Origin of the sequence: Pseudomonas monteilii (assembly GCA_001534745.1) — a bacterium.
Lineage (GTDB): Bacteria > Pseudomonadota > Gammaproteobacteria > Pseudomonadales > Pseudomonadaceae > Aquipseudomonas > Aquipseudomonas alabamensis.
The window spans coordinates 3061816-3079880 of the sequence record CP013997.1 but is presented as its reverse complement, the minus strand read 5'-3'; the positions used below and the strand labels follow the sequence as shown (position 1 = coordinate 3079880).

At 65.8% G+C, this 18065-nt stretch carries 13 protein-coding genes; 8 read left to right on the top strand and 5 right to left on the bottom strand.

The features are described from left to right. Positions 1-16: 16 nt before the first annotated feature. On the top strand, positions 17-2086 hold the full coding sequence (locus APT63_13085; protein ID AMA46477.1) for a hybrid sensor histidine kinase/response regulator: 2070 nt from the start codon (positions 17-19) through the stop codon (positions 2084-2086). A 270-nt stretch (positions 2087-2356) separates the two neighbouring features. Here APT63_13085 and APT63_13080 read toward each other — a convergent pair whose 3' ends face one another. The 3 genes from APT63_13080 to APT63_13070 all read right to left on the bottom strand — a co-directional run bounded on the left by APT63_13080 (position 2357) and on the right by APT63_13070 (position 4273). Then, entirely contained in the window at positions 2357-2887 is a 531-nt protein-coding gene (locus APT63_13080) for a glyoxalase (GenBank protein AMA46476.1), read from the bottom strand. A 195-nt stretch (positions 2888-3082) separates the two neighbouring features. Further along, positions 3083-3409: a hypothetical protein gene (locus tag APT63_13075; GenBank protein ID AMA46475.1), complete on the bottom strand. Its 327-nt coding sequence runs from the start codon at positions 3407-3409 to the stop codon at positions 3083-3085. Positions 3410-3502: 93 nt separating this feature from the next. Further along, on the bottom strand, positions 3503-4273 hold the full coding sequence (locus APT63_13070) for a hypothetical protein (protein AMA46474.1): 771 nt from the start codon (positions 4271-4273) through the stop codon (positions 3503-3505). A gap of 163 nt (positions 4274-4436) precedes the next feature. On the opposite strand from APT63_13070, the gene APT63_13065 reads away from it, so the two are divergent. The 3 genes from APT63_13065 (at position 4437) to APT63_13055 (ending at position 6888) form a co-directional block, all read left to right on the top strand. Then, on the top strand, positions 4437-5327 hold the full coding sequence (locus tag APT63_13065) for a LysR family transcriptional regulator (GenBank protein AMA47897.1): 891 nt from the start codon (positions 4437-4439) through the stop codon (positions 5325-5327). Positions 5328-5420: 93 nt separating this feature from the next. Continuing rightward, positions 5421-6125 (top strand): 3-oxoacyl-ACP reductase, encoded by a 705-nt coding sequence (locus APT63_13060; GenBank protein ID AMA46473.1) that lies wholly within the window; start codon positions 5421-5423, stop codon positions 6123-6125. Between the two features lie 136 nt (positions 6126-6261). Continuing rightward, entirely contained in the window at positions 6262-6888 is a 627-nt protein-coding gene (locus APT63_13055) for a lysine transporter LysE (protein AMA46472.1), read from the top strand. 443 nt (positions 6889-7331) lie between these two features. Here APT63_13055 and APT63_13050 read toward each other — a convergent pair whose 3' ends face one another. Then, on the bottom strand, positions 7332-7685 hold the full coding sequence (locus APT63_13050) for a hypothetical protein (protein AMA46471.1): 354 nt from the start codon (positions 7683-7685) through the stop codon (positions 7332-7334). Positions 7686-8015: 330 nt separating this feature from the next. On the opposite strand from APT63_13050, the gene APT63_13045 reads away from it, so the two are divergent. Next, complete coding sequence (locus tag APT63_13045) at positions 8016-12869, top strand: NAD-glutamate dehydrogenase (GenBank protein AMA46470.1); 4854 nt, start codon at positions 8016-8018, stop codon at positions 12867-12869. Positions 12870-12997: 128 nt separating this feature from the next. Here APT63_13045 and APT63_13040 read toward each other — a convergent pair whose 3' ends face one another. Beyond that, a complete protein-coding gene (locus APT63_13040; GenBank protein ID AMA46469.1) occupies positions 12998-13816 on the bottom strand; it encodes a phosphoenolpyruvate synthase regulatory protein in 819 nt (272 codons plus the stop codon). A gap of 175 nt (positions 13817-13991) precedes the next feature. Between APT63_13040 and APT63_13035 the strand changes: the two genes are divergently transcribed. The 3 genes from APT63_13035 (at position 13992) to APT63_13025 (ending at position 18051) form a co-directional block, all read left to right on the top strand. Then, positions 13992-16367 carry a phosphoenolpyruvate synthase gene (locus APT63_13035; GenBank protein ID AMA46468.1) on the top strand — a complete coding sequence of 792 codons (2376 nt, stop codon included), beginning with the start codon at positions 13992-13994 and terminating at the stop codon, positions 16365-16367. Between the two features lie 95 nt (positions 16368-16462). Beyond that, positions 16463-17455 (top strand): EstX protein, encoded by a 993-nt coding sequence (locus tag APT63_13030; protein AMA46467.1) that lies wholly within the window; start codon positions 16463-16465, stop codon positions 17453-17455. A 104-nt stretch (positions 17456-17559) separates the two neighbouring features. Further along, positions 17560-18051, top strand: a complete 492-nt coding sequence (locus APT63_13025; GenBank protein AMA46466.1) for a ribonuclease activity regulator protein RraA — start codon at positions 17560-17562, stop codon at positions 18049-18051. Positions 18052-18065 lie beyond the last annotated feature (14 nt).

Here is an 18065-nt window from a genome sequence, read left to right as displayed (position 1 = left end):
ACTATCGAGACCTTGCATGGACCGAGACAGTGCTCAGGCCCTTTTCACAGATGACGCGGTAGCGGCGCAGGCGCCGGGATTCCCCCATGATGCGGTGGAACGCCTGCAGTTGGCGCTGGATGCCGGTGCGATCATCGGCACCTGGGTCTGGGACATCCCGGACAACTGCGTCAAGGCCGACGAACGCTTTTCACGCACTTTCGGCCTGCCGGTGCGTCAATGCCTGAGCGGCATGCCGATCGAGCATGCCTTCGTCTCGATCCACCCCGATGATCGCGAGCGGGTGTCCGACAGCATCCACCAGGCGGTGCAGCGCGGCGGCGCCTACCGCTGCGAGTATCGGGTACGGCATGCCGATGGTTCGTTCCGCTGGGTGGAGGCCAATGGCCGCGTCGAACTCGACACCGAGGGGGTGGCGATTCGCTTCCCAGGCATCCTCATGGACATCGAATCGCGCCGCGCCGCCGAAGCCGAGCGGGATCGCATGTCCACGCTGCTGCGCACGTTCGCCGCAGCCGTGCCGGGTGTGGTCTATGCCAAGGACCGCGACGGCCGCATGCTGGTGGCCAACCACGGCACCACACGCCTGATCGGCAAGCCGCCGGAGTTCTACCTGGGCAAGACCGACCTGGAGTTCCTCGAGGACAAGGCCCAGGCCTTGCGCATCATGGAGACCGACCAGCGCATCATGCAGGCCGGCAAGGCCGAGCAGGTCGAGGAGCACGTCGACATGCCCGATGGTTCGGCAGCCGTCTGGCTCTCGGTCAAGGCGCCGCTGGTCGATGACGAAGGCGAGGTGGTGGGGCTGATCGGCTCGTCCATCGACGTCACCGCCAAGAAGAACGCCGAGACGGCCTTGCTCGAACTCAACCGGACCCTCGAGGCGCGGATCGCCGATGCCATCGCCGAGCGCGAGGCAGTTGAAGCTGCCCTGCGCCAGTCGCAGAAGATGGAAGCCGTCGGGCAATTGACCGGGGGCATCGCGCACGACTTCAACAACCTGCTGGCCGGCATCACCGGCAGCCTCGACCTGATCGGCCTGCGTTTCGCCCAGGGCAGCACCGCCGACCTCGAGCGCTACCTGTCCGTGGCCCGGGGCGCGGCCCAGCGTGCGGCGGCGCTGACCCACCGGCTGCTGGCGTTTTCCAGGCGCCAGACGCTGCTGCCGGTGCACACCGACGTGAACGCCCTGGTGGTCGGCATCGAAGAGCTGATCCGCCGCTCGGTCGGGCCTGGCATCAACCTGACGGTACAGGCACGGGCCCAGGCCAACATTTGCCTGGTCGACCCGGCGCAAGTGGAAAACGCCTTGCTCAACCTGTGCATCAACTCCCGCGATGCGCTGGGTGAAGGCGGCGATATCCTCATCGAGACCTTCGACAGTGAGTTGGCCACCGGTCCGGACCTGGACGCCGAGCTGAACCCCGGGCGCTTCCTGACCATTCGCGTGACCGACAACGGCGCAGGCATGAGCCCGGACACCCTGGCTCGGGCATGTGAACCGTTCTTCACCACCAAGCCGGTGGGGGCGGGCACCGGGCTTGGGTTGTCGATGATCTATGGGTTCGCCAAGCAGTCCGGCGGGCAGGTGCGGATCTGCTCGCAGGAAGGCGAGGGCACCCGGGTGTCGTTGCAGCTGCCTGTGCATGAGCTGCAGGCCAAGGTGGCCGAACCGGTGCCTGAAGGCGCAGGCAGCACGCCGGTCGCCTCGGGCGAGGTGGTGCTGGTGGTGGACGACGAGTCGTCGGTGCGCATGTTCGTCAGCGAAGTGCTCGGCGGCCTGGGGTACCACGTGATCGAGGCATCGGACAGCGCCAGCGGGTTGGAGCGACTGCGCTCGGCCCAGCGTATCGACCTGCTGGTCACCGACATTGGCCTGCCGGGCGGGATGAACGGCCGCCGCCTGGCGCAGGCCGGCCGCGAGCTGAGACCCGGTCTGCCGGTGCTGTTCATGACCGGTTACGCCCACCCCCACGTGCTCGACCCGTGTGTGGACGAGGCCGCCACGGCCGTGCTGACCAAGCCGTTCGGGCTGGACACGCTGGGGGCGAACGTCAATGCGTTGTTGCGCGACGGCAGCGTGTAAGCGGCGCGCGGCAGGGTGACGGGGCCGACGCCATCGCGGGCAAGCCCGCTCCCACACCCGTAGTTACAGCGCAGTGGTGCAGGCGATCACGGGCCTATGGGAGCAACTGTCTTTTCTACTCTGTACATGCCCGATCGCATGCGGCGCCTGGCAGGGCCCTATCGCTGGCAAGCCAGCTCCCACCCAGACCTCTGCAGCCGTCAATGTAGGCATGGCTGCGCAAGCAGGTTGTGGGAGCGGGCTTGCCCGCGATAGCCGTCGCCGCGTCACTCAGGCTTCACAGAACCGGATCCGGTTGCCGAACGGGTCATGCACTTCCAGCAACCTGCCCCACGGCTGTTCGACGATCTCGGGCCGCCCGTAGCCGTACCCCTTGGCCTGCAGTTCATCGCGCAGGCGTTCGACCTGGTGCATCCACACGAACACCGTCGAGCCCGGGCTGGCATCGCCGTGGTGTTCGGACAGGTGCAGGTGCAGCCCGGCGCGTACCAGCCCCAGGTACAAAGGCAGACCCGGTTCGAAACGGTGCTCGAAATCGACGCTGAACCCCAGGAACTCCAGGTAGAACTCCCGCGCCTTGGCTTCGTCGAACATGCGCAGGATCGGTATCGGACGCTCGAAGCGGATCGAGGTGGGGTCAGGCTCGGCGGGCAGGACCGCAGCGGCGGTGTTCCAGTCCTTGTAACCCAGTTGTCGGGCGACCAGTTCCAACGCGGTCGAGTGCGACAGCGCGTGCTGCTGAGCCGCGAGCGAGGTGCGCAGGGATTTGGCCATCTGTTTGGCGCGTGCGACGGTGATCATGGTGCCTCCTGAACAGTGAAGCGTCAGGTGCTCGCGTTGCCGGGGCTCGACTGTCAAAAGACGTGCAAAGGGCAGGGGGACGATACTTTCACCTTCCAACGAGGGGCGAGCGGCGGGCAGCATCGGGCCGAGCGACAGCGTACCCGTTTTCAGGCAACTGGCCTACCAGACAACCGCATCAGGCTTCTGTCGGCGCTACCGACCCACCATACGCGCGGCCTGCAAGGCGCGTTCGCGGGACAGCGGCATGAGCACGCCCTTCGCGCTGCCGATCTTGGTGTAGAGGAAGTGGCTGCCCGTATCGGCTCGCACGATCCGGTACACCTCGGCGGTCCGGTCGGTGCTGGGCAACGTCACCTTGTCCACCAGCAGCGCCCAGTGCTGGATGCCCTGCGCGCCCAGCGCTGCCGCGAACTCATCGTCCAATTGGCGACGCGAGCGTGCCCGCTGGTACGGGATGAGCTTCAACAACCCCAGAAAAATCGCGATGACACACGCGAAACTCACGATCTGCTGCCACATGCCGAATGTCGTCCTTGTCAGGCCCGTCGCCGATGCGAAGGGTACGACAGCTTACAAATCGACGGGCAGACGTTCAATGCAGGGACGTGCCCCTTACCAGTCGATCGGCTGGCCGTCCCAGGCCCAGAAGCTGCCGCTGTCGGCTGTACCATGCCGCGCCACCTGCTCGAGCAGGCAGCGCGCCGCGAACGCCGGGTCGAACAATTGCTCGGTTGGCACGTTCTTCTGGAACGGCTCGGAGAGCTGCGTATCGGTGGTTCCTGGGTGCAACGCCAGCACCGTCGAGGCAGGGTTGAGGCGACGCAGTTCGATGCTGGCAGTACGCAGCAGCTGGTTGAGCGCAGCCTTGCTGGCCCGGTAGCTGTACCACCCGCCCAGGCGGTTGTCGGTGATGGAGCCGACCCGGGCCGACAGCGCGACGAAGGTCGCTGGCTGCTTGCGCAGCAGGGGCAGCAGGTGCTTGAGCAGCAGCACTGGCGCGAAGGTGTTGGTCGCGAAACTCGCCTGGAGGCTGGCCAGGTCCACATGCGCCAGGCTCTTTTCGGCCCGCGCGCCGTCCTGATGCAGGATGCCCAAGGTGCTGATCACCAGGTTCAAGGGCGTGCCCTGGCAGCCCACCTGGGCGGCCAGTTCGGCGAGCAACGCCTCCTGGCGCGCGTCGCAGTCCAGCCGCCTGAGGCGTTCACCGTGGCGTTGGCTCAGTGCCGCCAGCCTTGGGCTCTGCGTGGCGGTACGCGCCACGGCCCAGACACAGGCCACATCGTCTCGGACCAGCAGGGCCTCGCACAGCGCCAGCCCGATACCCTGGCTCGCCCCACAGATCAGGGCATGGGCGGGGGTGGACAGGTCGGGTATCAGACTCATTGGGGTCACCTCGTGCGGTCGCTGTGCGTGTGACTGGCCTCGTCATGGGAATGTTCAGCCGGGGCAGGAGGCGCCGCCGCCGAGCGCTGTGCATTTCTTTTGCCTGATAATGACGGTAGCCTCATGGCCTTACTTTGTTGACTCGTTCCAGGTCGTGACCCTCGTGCCCACCACTGCGCCTGCCTTGCCCTCGCTCAACGCGCTGCGTGTCTTCGACGCGGTGGCGCAGCAGGGCAATTTTCGGCTGGCCGCCGAAGCGCTGGGGGTGACCCAGGCGGCGGTCGCACAGCAGATCCGCGGGCTCGAGGCGCACCTGGGCATTCGCCTGTTCGAGCGGCTGGCGCGAGGGGTGGCGCTGACCGCCGCCGGGCACGGCTACAGCACCAGCGTACGCGAAGCGCTGAGCCTGATCGAGGCGGCGACCCAGCGGCTCTACCCCGACGCCGGACAGATCACCGTCAGCGTCACCCCCAGCTTCGCCTCGCGCTGGCTGATTCCCCGGCTTGGTCTGTTCGCCGAGCGTCACCCCCGCATCGACCTGAACGTGCTGGCCAGCGATCGGCTGGCGCAGTTCCAGGCCGATCGGGTGGACCTGGCCGTGCGCCATGGGCGGCCTCCGTTCGGTGCCGGGCTCAATGCCGAGTTGCTGTTCGAGCCGCGCGTCGTGGCCGTGGCCAGCCCTCGGCTACTGGACGCGCACGGGGTGCTGACAACGCCCTGGGCGGACGACGTGGCGATCCTGCACGATGCCCATGACCTGTGGCCCCTGTTGCTCGCCGCTGTCGGCCCGTCGATCATCCGCACTACCGCACGGCACGTACGTTTCAACCAGACCTCCCTGGCGATCGAGGCGGCGCTCGACGGGCAGGGCATCGCCCTGGTCGACCATGCCTTCATCGCCCGCGACCTGGCCAGCGGTCGCCTGGTGCAGGTGCTCGATCACATCGTGCGCCCCGATGCCGCGTTCTACGTCGTGTGGCCGCGCAAGCCAGGTCACTCGAGCGCCTTGCCGGCCGTCGTCGACTGGTTGAAGCAGCAAGCAGCCGATAGCTGAGCTACTGGCTGGGCAGCCAAGTGCTGTCTGCCTCGCAGGCGACCTGCTCGCTAGAGTGTTCGCTCACGGACTTCTCACGCGATCGGAGGCAACATGACAGTCGAAAAGGTAGCAATCATCACGGCCGGTGGCAGCGGCATGGGCGCGGCGGCAGCGCAACGGCTGGCCGCCGACGGTTTCAAGGTCGGCATCCTGTCGTCATCGGGCAAGGGCGAGGCCCTGGCCAAGCGCTTGGACGGCGTCGGTGTCACCGGCAGCAACCAGTCCGTGGACGATCTTCAACGGCTGGTGGACGCGGTCATGGCGCGCTGGGGGCGGGTGGACGTGCTGGTCAACAGCGCCGGCCACGGGCCACGGGCACCGATCCTCGAACTCAGCGACGCCGATTGGCACACCGGCCTGGACACCTACCTGCTCAACGTCGTCCGTCCGACCCGCCTGGTAGCACCGATCATGCAAGCGCAGGGCGGCGGCGCGATCATCAACATCTCCAGCGCCTGGACCTTCGAGCCGAACGCGCTGTTTCCTACCTCGGGCGTCTTCCGCGCAGGGCTGGCGGCCTTCACCAAGCTGTTCGCCGATGCCTATGCCGCTGACAACGTGCGCATCAACAACGTCCTGCCCGGCTGGATCGACAGCCTGCCCGCCACCGAGGAGCGTCGGGCCAGCGTGCCATTGCAGCGCTATGGGCGCAGCGAAGAAGTGGCCGCGACCATCGCGTTTCTGGCCAGTGAAGGCGCGGCGTACATCACCGGGCAGAACCTCAGGGTCGATGGCGGGGTGACCAAGAGCGTGTGAGTCGCCGGGCCATGACAGGCGGTGAAAACGCCAGGGTCGGTTGACAGCCGTTCGGCTGCCAGCGACCCTTTGCCCTTTGCCCTTTGCCCTTTGCCCTTTGCCCTTTGCCCTTTGCCACTTTGAAACGGACCTCCCCATGCTGACCCTGCACCAATGCCTCGGCTTTCTCCTCGCTGCGCTCCTGATCACCGCCACCCCAGGGCCGGACAACCTGATGGTCCTGGGCATGGGGGTGTCGAAAGGGCGCCGGCATGGCATCGCCTTTGGCCTGGGTTGCGCCTTCGGTTGCCTCAGCCACACCGTGCTGGCCGTGATCGGCGTCAGCGCGCTGATCGCCGCGTCGCCCACGGCGTTCACCGTCCTCAAGATCGTCGGTGGTCTGTACCTGGTCTGGTTGGGCTACAACGCCTGGCGCAGTGCCGGGGCGGTGCAGGTGGCGACCGTGCAGGGCGAAGACGTCTCGCTCGCACGGTTGTTCTTCAAGGGGTGCCTGGCCAATGCGATCAACCCGAAGGTGGTGCTGTTCTTCCTCTCGTTCCTGCCCCAGTTCGTGGTGGCCGAGCAGGGCGAGGTCGCGTTGCAGCTGGGCGCGCTCGGGCTGATCTTCACGCTGCAGGCGGCGGTGCTGTTCGGGGTACTGGGGTATTTTTCCGGCGCGATCGGGCAGTGGCTGCGACGTCGGCCAGGGGCGGGGAAGGTGCTCGACCGGGTGGCGGGGACGGTGTTCGTCGGGCTTGGGGTGAAGATCATGTTGGGGCGGTAAGCGTGGTGGGGGCTGTGCTTTTCCAGCTGGCGGGTGAGTCAGCGGCGCTGTTTTTACGGGCCCGTTGGGCCCGATCGCGGCACTGGGGCCGCTCCTACACCCGTAGCCCCACCGCGGGGTTGCAGGCTATCGCGGTCATCTGTGGATCATGTTGGGGCGGTAAGCGTGGCGGGGGGCTGTGCTTTTCCAGCTGGCGGGTGAGTCGGCGGCGCTGCTTTTACGGGCCCGTTGGGCCCGATCGCGGCCGGTCCGGCGCCCCGGCGGGGTCCGCTCCTACAGGTGACCGCGATAGCCTGCAACCCTGCGGTGGGGCTACGGGTGTAGGAGCGGCCCCAGTGCCGCGATCGGGCCCAACGGGCCCGTAAAACCAGCCCACTGGCCGCCGATCCGAACCACGTCAGCCCCGCACCGCAGCCAGCCCCGTGCCTCACCTGATCCCATTTTCAGTCCTCCACCACCAACGTCCCGATCCCCTCCAGAATCGTGCGCAACGTCAGCGCCACCTCCTGCCAGTCCTCGCCCTCGGTGCTGTGCAGGATCTCCAGGCGGGTCTGCCCGTTGAGCGCATCGCGATCACCCTCGGCCACCTCGATCAGCAGCCGCTCACGGCCCAGCGTCACCGTCAGCGCGTCGAGGGTGGAGAAATCCTCGCCCAAGGTCAGGTCGAGCGTGTCTTCGTCCGGGTAGCGCGTCATCAGGAACATCTGCCCACCGGTGCACGAGCAGCACAGGGTGGCCATGTTCTCTTCTTCTTCATCGCACGGAGTGGCGATCAGCAGGGCGGCGTTGAGTTGCATGCGGTCAGCTTCCATTGAGTCGAAGCGCGATTCTGCCAGCCTTTTGTCCCGGCCTGCACCTTCGCCTGCCGAGCGATGACCGAATATGTCGCAGCCCTGCAAGCCGCAGTGACCGGTCAGTCGTTAAGCTGCATGGTCGATGGTCACCCGTAAAGGCACAGCCCCTGGGCAGTCGCTTTTGCAGATGGCCATCCTCGGGAACGGATAGGCGCCGAGCACCGTCTCACGCCTTGTTCCACCGCCAACGTACCGGCTCCAGACTTCGGTCGGGCCGGGCCAGGCGGGCAGCGCGATGCTTCCTACACCAAAAAGCACAAGCGGAGTAAACAGATGGCGTTCTTCACCGCAGCCAGCAAGGCCGACTTCCAGCGACAACTGCAAGCGGCCCTGGCGCAGCACATCAGCGAACAGGCCCTGCCTCAAGTGACCCTGTTCGCCGAGCAGTTCTTCGGCATCATCCCCCTCGAAGAGCTGACCCAGCGCAGGCTGTCCGACCTGATCGGCTCGACCCTGTCGGCCTGGCGAATCATCGAACGATTCGACCCCCGGCAGCCGCAAGTACGCGTCTACAACCCCGATTACGAGCGCCACGGCTGGCAATCGACCCATACCGTGGTCGAAGTGCTGCATGACGACCTGCCGTTCCTCGTCGACTCCGTGCGGACCGAGCTGAACCGTCGCGGCTACAGCATCCACACCCTGCAGACCACGGTGCTGAGCGTGCGCCGCGGTGCCAGTGGCGAACTGCTCGAGCTGCTGCCCAAGGCTACCCAGGGCGAGGACGTGGGCCACGAGTCGCTGATGTACCTGGAGATCGACCGTTGTGCCAACGCTGCCGACCTCAGCGTGCTGGCCCGCGAGATCGAGAAGGTCCTGGCCGAAGTGCGCATCGTGGTCGAAGACTTCGAACCGATGAAGGCCAAGATCCGCGACCTGCAAGCGCTGGTCGAGCAAAGCGCCTTCGCCCCTGCCGAGGCCGAGAAGACCGACGTGCAGGGCTTCTTGTCCTGGCTGCTGGACAACCACTTCACGTTCCTGGGCTACGAAGAGTTCGTGGTCGAGAGCGATGCCGGGGGTGGCCACCTGGCCTATGACCCGAATTCGTTCCTGGGCCTGACCCGCCTGCTGCGCACCGGCCTGAGCGCCGAGGACCTGCGCATCGAGGACTATGCGGTCAGCTACCTGCGCGAACCGCGCTTGCTGTCCTTCGCCAAGGCCTCGCAGCCCAGCCGCGTGCACCGTCCAGGCTACCCGGACTACGTATCGATCCGCGAGATCGACGCCGACGGCAAGGTCATCAAGGAATGCCGCTTCATGGGCCTGTACACCTCGTCGGTGTATGCCGAGAGCGTGCACACCATCCCCTACATCCGCAGCAAGGTCGCCGAAGTCGAGCGACGCTCGCAGTTCGACCCCAAGGCGCACCTGGGCAAGGAGCTGACCCAGGTCCTCGAGGTGCTGCCGCGTGACGACCTGTTCCAGACCCCGACCGACGAGCTGTTCAGCACCGTCATGTCGATCGTGCAGATCCAGGAACGCAACAAGATCCGCGTGTTCCTGCGCAAGGATCCGTACGGGCGCTTCTGCTACTGCCTGGCCTACGTGCCACGCGAGATCTATTCCACCGAAGTGCGCCAGAAGATCCAGCAGGTCCTGATGGACCGGTTGCAGGCCACCGACTGCGAGTTCTGGACGTTCTTCTCCGAATCGGTCCTGGCACGCGTGCAGCTGATCCTGCGCGTCGACCCGAAGAACCGCATCGAGATCGATCCCCAGCAGCTGGAGCACGAAGTGGTCCAGGCCTGCCGGTCGTGGAACGACGACTACTCGGCGCTGGTGATCGAAAGCTTCGGTGAAGGCAAGGGCACCCACGTGCTGGCCAATTTCCCGAAAGGCTTCCCGGCCGGGTACCGCGAACGCTTCGCCCCACACTCGGCGGTGGTCGATCTGCAGCACGTGGTGGCGCTGTCCGACGCCAAGCCGCTGGCCATGAGCTTCTACCAGCCGCTGACTCAGGTCGGCGAACGCCAGTTGCACTGCAAGCTGTACCACGCCGACACGCCGCTGGCCCTGTCGGACGTCCTGCCGATCCTCGAGAACCTCGGTCTGCGCGTGCTGGGCGAGTTCCCGTACCGCCTGCGTCACACCAATGGCCGCGAATACTGGATCCATGACTTCGCCTTCACCTACAGCGAAGGCCTGAACCTGGACATCCAGCAGCTCAACGACACGCTGCAGGACGCGTTCATCCACATCGTCAACGGCGATGCCGAGAACGATGCCTTCAACCGCCTGGTGCTGACCGCCGGCCTGCCATGGCGCGACGTGGCCCTGCTGCGTGCCTACGCGCGCTACCTCAAGCAGATCCGCCTGGGCTTCGACCTGGGGTACATCGCCAGCACCCTGAACAACCACACCGACATCGCCCGCGAGCTGACCCGGTTGTTCAAGACCCGCTTCTACCTGGCGCGCAAGCTGACCCAGGAAGACCTGGAGGACAAGCAGCAGCGCCTGGAACAGGCCATCGTCACGGCCCTGGACGATGTTCAGGTGCTCAACGAGGACCGCATCCTGCGTCGCTACCTGGACCTGATCAAGGCCACGCTGCGCACCAACTTCTACCAGCCGGACGCCAACGGCCAGGCCAAGGCCTACTTCAGCTTCAAGTTCAACCCGCGCGCCATCCCCGAGCTGCCCAAGCCGGTGCCGAAGTTCGAGATCTTCGTCTACTCCCCGCGGGTCGAGGGCGTGCACCTGCGCTTCGGCAACGTGGCCCGGGGTGGCCTGCGCTGGTCCGACCGCGAAGAGGACTTCCGTACCGAAGTGCTCGGCCTGGTCAAGGCCCAGCAGGTGAAGAACTCGGTCATCGTGCCGGTGGGCGCCAAGGGTGGCTTCCTGCCGCGCCGTCTGCCCCTGGGCGGCAGCCGCGACGACATCCAGGCCGAAGGCATCGCCTGCTACCGGATCTTCATCTCGGGCCTGCTGGACATCACCGACAACCTGCGCGAAGGCGAGGTGGTGCCACCGGCCAACGTGGTGCGCCATGACGACGATGACCCCTACCTGGTAGTGGCGGCGGACAAGGGCACCGCGACCTTCTCCGACATCGCCAACGGCATCGCCATCGACTACGGCTTCTGGCTGGGCGACGCCTTCGCCTCGGGCGGCTCGGCAGGCTACGACCACAAGAAGATGGGCATCACCGCCCGTGGCGCCTGGGTCGGCGTGCAGCGTCACTTCCGTGAGCGGGGCATCAACGTCCAGGAAGACCCGGTTACGGTGATCGGCATCGGCGACATGGCCGGCGACGTGTTCGGCAACGGCCTGCTGATGTCCGACAAGCTCAAGCTGGTGGCGGCCTTCAACCACCTGCACATCTTCATCGACCCGAACCCGGACCCGGCGCGCAGCTTTGCCGAGCGCCAGCGATTGTTCGACCTGCCGCGTTCGGCCTGGACCGACTACGACAGCAGCCTGATCTCCGAGGGCGGCGGGATCTTCCCGCGCAGCGCCAAGAGCATCGGCATCACCGCACAGATGAAGGAACGCTTCGCCATCGAGGCCGACCGACTGACCCCCACCGAACTGCTCAATGCCTTGCTCAAGGCGCCGGTGGACCTGCTCTGGAACGGCGGCATCGGTACCTACGTCAAGTCCAGCCGCGAGACCCACGCCGATGTGGGCGACAAGGCCAACGACGCACTGCGCGTCGACGGCAACGAGCTGCGCTGCAAGGTGGTGGGCGAGGGCGGCAACCTGGGCATGACCCAGCTTGGCCGGGTCGAGTTCGGCCTGCATGGCGGCGCCACCAACACCGACTTCATCGACAACGCCGGTGGCGTGGACTGCTCCGACCACGAAGTCAACATCAAGATCCTGCTCAACGAAGTGCTGCAGGCCGGTGACATGACCGAAAAGCAGCGCAACCAGCTGCTGGGCAGTATGACCGAGGAAGTCGGTGCGCTGGTGCTGGGCAACAACTACAAGCAGACCCAGGCGCTGTCGCTGGCGGCACGCCGGGCCCGGGAGCGTATCGCCGAATACAAGCGGCTGATGGCCGACCTGGAGGCACGCGGCAAGCTCGACCGTGCCATCGAGTTCCTGCCGACCGAGGAACAGCTGGCCGAACGCCTGGCCGCCGGCCAGGGGCTGACCCGCGCCGAACTGTCGGTGCTGATCTCGTACAGCAAGATCGACCTCAAGGAGCAGTTGCTCAAGTCGCAGGTGCCGGATGACGATTACCTGACGCGCGACATGGAAACCGCGTTCCCGCCTTCGCTGGTGCACACCTTCGCCGATGCGATGCGGCGTCACCGACTCAAGCGCGAGATCGTCAGCACCCAGATCGCCAACGACCTGGTCAACAACATGGGCATCACCTTCGTCCAGCGGCTGAAGGAGTCCACTGGCGCCAGCCCGGCCAATGTCGCCGGGGCCTACGTGACGGTGCGCGACGTGTTCCACCTGCCACACTGGTTCCGCCAGATCGAGGCATTGGACTACCAGGTGCCAGCCGAGATCCAGCTGACCCTGATGGACGAGCTGATGCGCCTGGGCCGTCGGGCCACGCGCTGGTTCCTGCGCAATCGCCGTGGCGAACAGGATGCCGGCCGCGACGTGGCGCACTTCGGGCCGATCATCGCGCGCCTGGGCCTCAAGCTCGACGAACTGCTCGAAGGGCCGACCCGCGAGCGCTGGCAGGTGCGCTACCAGAGCTTCGCCAAGGCCGGCGTGCCGGAACTGCTGGCGCGCATGGTGGCAGGCACCACGCACCTGTATGCCCTGTTGCCGATCATCGAGGCGTCCGACGTCACCGGGCATGACCCGGCCCAGGTGGCCAAGGCCTTCTTCGCCGTGGCCAGCTCGCTGGACCTGACCTGGTACTTGCAGGAGATCGGCAACCTGCCGGTGGAAAACAACTGGCAGGCCCTGGCCCGCGAAGCCTTCCGCGACGACATCGACCTGCAGCAGCGCGCGATCACCATTTCCGTTCTGCAGATGGCCGATGCCCCGCAGGACATGGACGAGCGTGTGGCGCTGTGGTGCGAGCAGCACCGGCCGATGGTCGAGCGCTGGAAAGCCATGCTGGAGGATCTGCGCAACGCCAGCGGCAACGACTACGCCATGTACGCGGTGGCCAACCGCGAGCTGGTGGACCTGGCGTTGAGCGGGCAGGTGCAGTAACCGCAAGGGCATTGTAGGAAAGGGGCCTGTGCCGCGTGTGCAGGCCTTCTTTCACCTTGACGCTTGGAAAACCTGGGGCCGCAATGCGGCCCCAGGGCTTTCTGGTAAACCCTAGTCTGTAAACCCACTCACTTGAACCGCCGCTCCACCCCTTTCTCCACCAGGATCTTCGCCGAAATCTCCTCGACCGAAAAATGCGTCGAGTTGATGTGCGCGATGTTCTCCCGCCGGAACAGGCTTTCCACCTCCCGCACCTCGAACTCGCACTGGGCGAAGCTCGAATACCGACTGTTGGGCTTGCGCTCGTGGCGAATGGCGGTCAACCGATCAGGGTCGATGGTCAGGCCGAAGAGCTTGTGCTGGTACTTCTTCAGCACCGCCGGCAGCTGCAGGCGCTCCATGTCGTCTTCGGTCAATGGATAGTTGGCTGCGCGGATGCCGAACTGCATGGCCATGTACAAACAGGTCGGGGTCTTGCCACAACGAGACACACCCACCAGAATCAGGTCCGCTTTGTCGTAATAATGCGTGCGGGCGCCATCGTCGTTGTCCAGGGCGAAGTTCACCGCCTCGATGCGCTCCATGTAGTTGGAGTTGCCACCAATGGAGTGCGACTTGCCCACCGAGTACGACGAGTGTGCGGTCAGCTCCTGCTCCAGGGGCGAGAGAAAGGTCGAGAAGATGTCGATCATGAAGCCATTGGAGGTGGCCAGGACTTCACGGATGTCCTGGTTGACGATGGTGTCGAAGATGATCGGCCTGACGCCATCGCGGTCGGCGGCGGCGTTGATCTGCTGGACCATGGCCCGTGCCTTGTCGAGGGTGTCGATGTAGGGTCGGGTAAATTTGTTGAAGGGAATGGTATCGAACTGGGCCAACAGGCTCTGACCCAGGGTCTCGGCCGTGATGCCGGTCCCGTCGGAAATAAAGAATGCGGTTCGCTTCATGGGCACCCTGGACCTTGGCTGATGGCGCGCGTGGAATATGATAAGTTCGTTTTATCGCATGCAGCGGTCGACAGTTTCACTTATTTTCCAGGTCAGGACTACACACGCTCGGCCCCGCCTTCGTCGAGGATCGAGCACTTCCAGCTTTTCCAAAACAATCAGTGGAGAGATCACCTTGGTAGAGTACGTAGTTTCCCTCGATAAGCTCGGCGTCCATGATGTGGAGCACGTAGGGGGCAAGAACGCATCCCTCGGCGAGATGATCAGCAACCTCGCCGGCGCCGGCGTCTCGGTGCCGGGCGGCTTCGCCACTACGGCTCAAGCCTACCGCGACTTTCTCGAGCAGAGTGGCCTGAACGACCGTATCCATGCTGCCCTGGATGCCCTGGACGTCGACGACATCGCCGCGCTGACCCAGACCGGCGCGCAGATCCGCCAGTGGGTCATGGACGCCGAGTTCCCGTCTCGCCTGGACGCCGAGATCCGCAGCGCCTTTGCCGAGATGGCCGGCGGCAACGACAACATGGCCGTCGCCGTGCGCTCCTCGGCCACCGCCGAAGACCTGCCGGACGCCTCGTTCGCAGGGCAGCAGGAGACCTTCCTCAACATCCGTGGCGTGGACAACGTGATCCGCGCCGCCAAGGAAGTCTTCGCCTCGCTGTTCAACGACCGCGCCATCGCCTACCGCGTGCACCAGGGCTTCGACCACAAGCTGGTGGCCCTGTCCGCCGGTGTGCAGCGCATGGTCCGTTCGGAAACCGGCACCGCCGGGGTGATGTTCACCCTCGACACCGAATCGGGCTTCCGTGACGTGGTGTTCATCACCGGCGCCTACGGCCTGGGCGAAACCGTGGTCCAGGGCGCGGTGAACCCGGACGAATTCTACGTGCACAAGGCCACCCTGCAGGCCGGGCGTCCGGCGATCCTGCGCCGCAACCTGGGCAGCAAGGCGATCAAGATGATCTACGGCGACGAAGCCAAGGCCGGTCGCTCGGTCAAGACCGTCGACGTCGACCGTACCGAGCGCGCGCGCTTCTGCCTGAGCGACGCCGAAGTCGCGGAGCTTGCCAAGCAGGCGATGATCATCGAGCAGCACTACCAGCGGCCGATGGACATCGAGTGGGCCAAGGACGGTGACGACGGGCAGCTGTACATCGTCCAGGCGCGCCCCGAGACGGTGAAGAGCCGCTCCAGCGCCAACGTCATGGAACGCTACCTGCTCAAAGAGAAGGGCACCGTGCTGGTCGAAGGCCGGGCCATCGGCCAGCGCATCGGCGCCGGCAAGGTGCGGGTGATCAAGGACGTCTCGGAGATGGACAAGGTCCAGCCCGGTGACGTGCTGGTCTCGGACATGACCGACCCGGACTGGGAACCGGTGATGAAGCGCGCCAGCGCCATCGTCACCAACCGCGGCGGGCGCACCTGCCACGCGGCGATCATCGCCCGCGAGCTGGGCATCCCGGCGGTGGTGGGCTGCGGCAACGCCACCCAGCTGCTCAAGGACGGCCAGGGCGTGACCGTGTCCTGCGCCGAAGGCGACACCGGCTACATCTTCGAAGGCGAGTTGGGCTTCGACATCAAGCAGAACTCGGTCGATGCCATGCCCGAGCTGCCGTTCAAGATCATGATGAACGTCGGCAACCCCGACCGGGCCTTCGACTTCGCCCAGCTGCCCAACGCCGGAGTCGGCCTGGCGCGCCTGGAGTTCATCATCAACCGCATGATCGGCGTGCACCCCAAGGCGCTGCTGAACTACGCCGGTCTGCCGCCGGAGCTCAAGGACAGCGTCGACAAGCGCATCGCCGGCTACGACGACCCGGTGGGCTTCTACGTCGAGAAACTGGTCGAGGGCATCAGCACCCTGGCCGCGGCCTTCTACCCGAAGAAGGTCATCGTGCGCCTGTCGGACTTCAAGTCCAACGAGTACGCCAACCTGATCGGCGGCAAGCTCTACGAGCCGGAAGAAGAAAACCCGATGCTGGGCTTCCGCGGCGCCTCGCGCTACATCAGCGAGGCGTTCCGCGACTGCTTCGAGCTCGAGTGCCGGGCGCTCAAGCGCGTGCGCAACGAGATGGGCCTGACCAACGTCGAGATCATGGTGCCGTTCGTGCGCACCCTGGGCGAGGCCAGTCAGGTGGTCGACCTGCTCGCCGAAAACGGCCTGGCCCGTGGTGACAACGGCCTGCGCGTGATCATGATGTGCGAGCTGCCGTCCAACGCGCTGCTGGCCGATGAGTTCCTCGAGTACTTCGACGGCTTCTCCATCGGCTCCAACGACCTGACCCAGCTGACCCTGGGCCTGGACCGCGATTCGGGTATCATTGCGCACCTGTTCGACGAGCGAAATCCTGCGGTGAAGAAACTGCTGGCCAATGCCATCGCCGCGTGCAACAAGGCCGGCAAGTACATCGGCATCTGCGGCCAGGGGCCTTCGGATCATCCGGACCTGGCCAAGTGGCTGATGGAGCAGGGCATCGAAAGCGTGTCGCTGAACCCGGACTCGGTGCTCGAGACCTGGTTCTTCCTGGCGGAAAACCAGGGCGCCGTGTGATGCGATGAGGCGCGGACGTGCCTGGCACGTCCGTGTGTGGATTGTCCAGGGCGAGGCTCAGCGATGAGCCTTGCCCTTTTTCGTGCAAGTACCCTATGCAAAGCAGCAGTACCCTGTTTCCCGTAGCGTTGCTCAGTGCCGAGCGACGCGGCGACCTCAGCGAAGACGTCTACCGCATCAAGGCCGGTACCGGCTCGGACCCCTCGGTCGAGCTGGCCGTGACCCGCCTGGGCCTGGCCAGCGAGGCACAGGCCAGTGGCGTGCCGGTGATCCTGCTGCATGGCAGCTTCTCCAATCGACGCTTCTGGTTCTCGCCCAAGGGCATCGGCCTGGGCGCATTCCTGGTCCGTGCCGGGTTCGATGTCTGGATCCCCGAGATGCGTGGCCATGGCCTGTCGCCGCGCAACCGTCACTGGCGCGACAACCGCGTGGCCGACTATGCCCGCGAAGACCTGCCGGCGATCGCCGCCTTCGTCCAGGAACAGTCCGGGCAAGTACCGCACTGGGTGGCCCACTCCCTGGGCGGCATCACCTTGGCGGCCGCCCTGGGCGGTGGGCACCTGTCCGCGAGCCAGGTGGCCAGCGTCGCGCTGTTCGGTACCCAGGTCAGCCATTTTTCCTGGGCGTTGAAGGTGCCGTTGGTGGAGTGGCTCGCCCGTCGCGTGATCAAGCGCTATGGGCAGGTGTCGGGGCCACGTCTGAAGCGCGGGCCTGAAGACGAGCCGGTCGGGCTGGCCATCGAGGTGATGCGCTGGCATGGGCTGTTCGGCCGCTTCGGCGAGGGCAAGCACGACTGGTGGGCAGGCCTGGCGCAGGTCGAGGTGCCGGTGCTGGCGGTGACCAGTCGCACCGATACCCAGGACCCGGCCTGGGCCTGCCAGGCCTTGTTCGACCAGCTGGGCAGCACGCGCAAGCGCTTCCTGTGCCTGGGGCAGGAGCCTGGCTTCGCGGCCTTGGGGCATGTCGAGATGCTGGTGAGCAAGGAGGCCCAGGTGCAGGTCTGGCCACTGGTGCGTCAATGGCTCGAGCGCCCGGACACGCTCTTGCCCGAACCTGTGGCGCCGCTGGGCGAGGCGGTGGCGGGCTGAACATCGATTTGACCCGGTGGCGAGCCTGAAGGATGATCGTTCAGGCTCGCGCCGACCGGCGTGGAAAAGCCCCTCGACAGCCCCGCGATTGAAAGGAGTGTGCCATGCAGCATTACCTGACGCCTGATCTGTGCGATGCCTACCCGGACTTGATCCAGGTGCTGGAGCCGATGTTCAGCAACTTCGGGGGCCGTGATTCCTTTGGCGGGCCGATCACCACCCTCAAGTGCTTCGAAGACAACTCCAAGGTCCGCGAGCAGGTCGAGCAGCCGGGCGAGGGCAGGGTGCTGGTCGTCGACGGTGGTGGTTCGCTGCGCCGGGCGCTGCTGGGCGACATGCTCGCCGCCAAGGCCGCCAAGAATGGCTGGGCCGGCTTGCTGATCTACGGTTGCGTGCGCGACGTGGATGCGCTGGCGCAGACCGATGTCGGTGTGCAGGCGCTGGCCAGCCACCCGCTGGCCACCGAAAAGCGTGGCCTGGGCGACATCGATGTACCGGTCACCTTCGCGGGCGTGACCTTTCACCCCGGTCACTATCTGTACGCCGACAACAACGGCGTGATCGTTTCCCCCAGCCCGTTGCGCATGCCGGAGTGACGCGCCACGGGCGT

Coding starts and splice junctions, on each gene's coding strand:
- APT63_13085 (AMA46477.1), top strand. CDS start 17: ATGGACCGAGACAGTGCTCAGGCCCTTTTCACAGATGACGCGGTAGCG.
- APT63_13080 (AMA46476.1), bottom strand. CDS start 2,887: ATGATCACCGTCGCACGCGCCAAACAGATGGCCAAATCCCTGCGCACC.
- APT63_13075 (AMA46475.1), bottom strand. CDS start 3,409: ATGTGGCAGCAGATCGTGAGTTTCGCGTGTGTCATCGCGATTTTTCTG.
- APT63_13070 (AMA46474.1), bottom strand. CDS start 4,273: ATGAGTCTGATACCCGACCTGTCCACCCCCGCCCATGCCCTGATCTGT.
- APT63_13060 (AMA46473.1), top strand. CDS start 5,421: ATGACAGTCGAAAAGGTAGCAATCATCACGGCCGGTGGCAGCGGCATG.
- APT63_13055 (AMA46472.1), top strand. CDS start 6,262: ATGCTGACCCTGCACCAATGCCTCGGCTTTCTCCTCGCTGCGCTCCTG.
- APT63_13050 (AMA46471.1), bottom strand. CDS start 7,685: ATGCAACTCAACGCCGCCCTGCTGATCGCCACTCCGTGCGATGAAGAA.
- APT63_13045 (AMA46470.1), top strand. CDS start 8,016: ATGGCGTTCTTCACCGCAGCCAGCAAGGCCGACTTCCAGCGACAACTG.
- APT63_13040 (AMA46469.1), bottom strand. CDS start 13,816: ATGAAGCGAACCGCATTCTTTATTTCCGACGGGACCGGCATCACGGCC.
- APT63_13030 (AMA46467.1), top strand. CDS start 16,463: ATGCAAAGCAGCAGTACCCTGTTTCCCGTAGCGTTGCTCAGTGCCGAG.
- APT63_13025 (AMA46466.1), top strand. CDS start 17,560: ATGCAGCATTACCTGACGCCTGATCTGTGCGATGCCTACCCGGACTTG.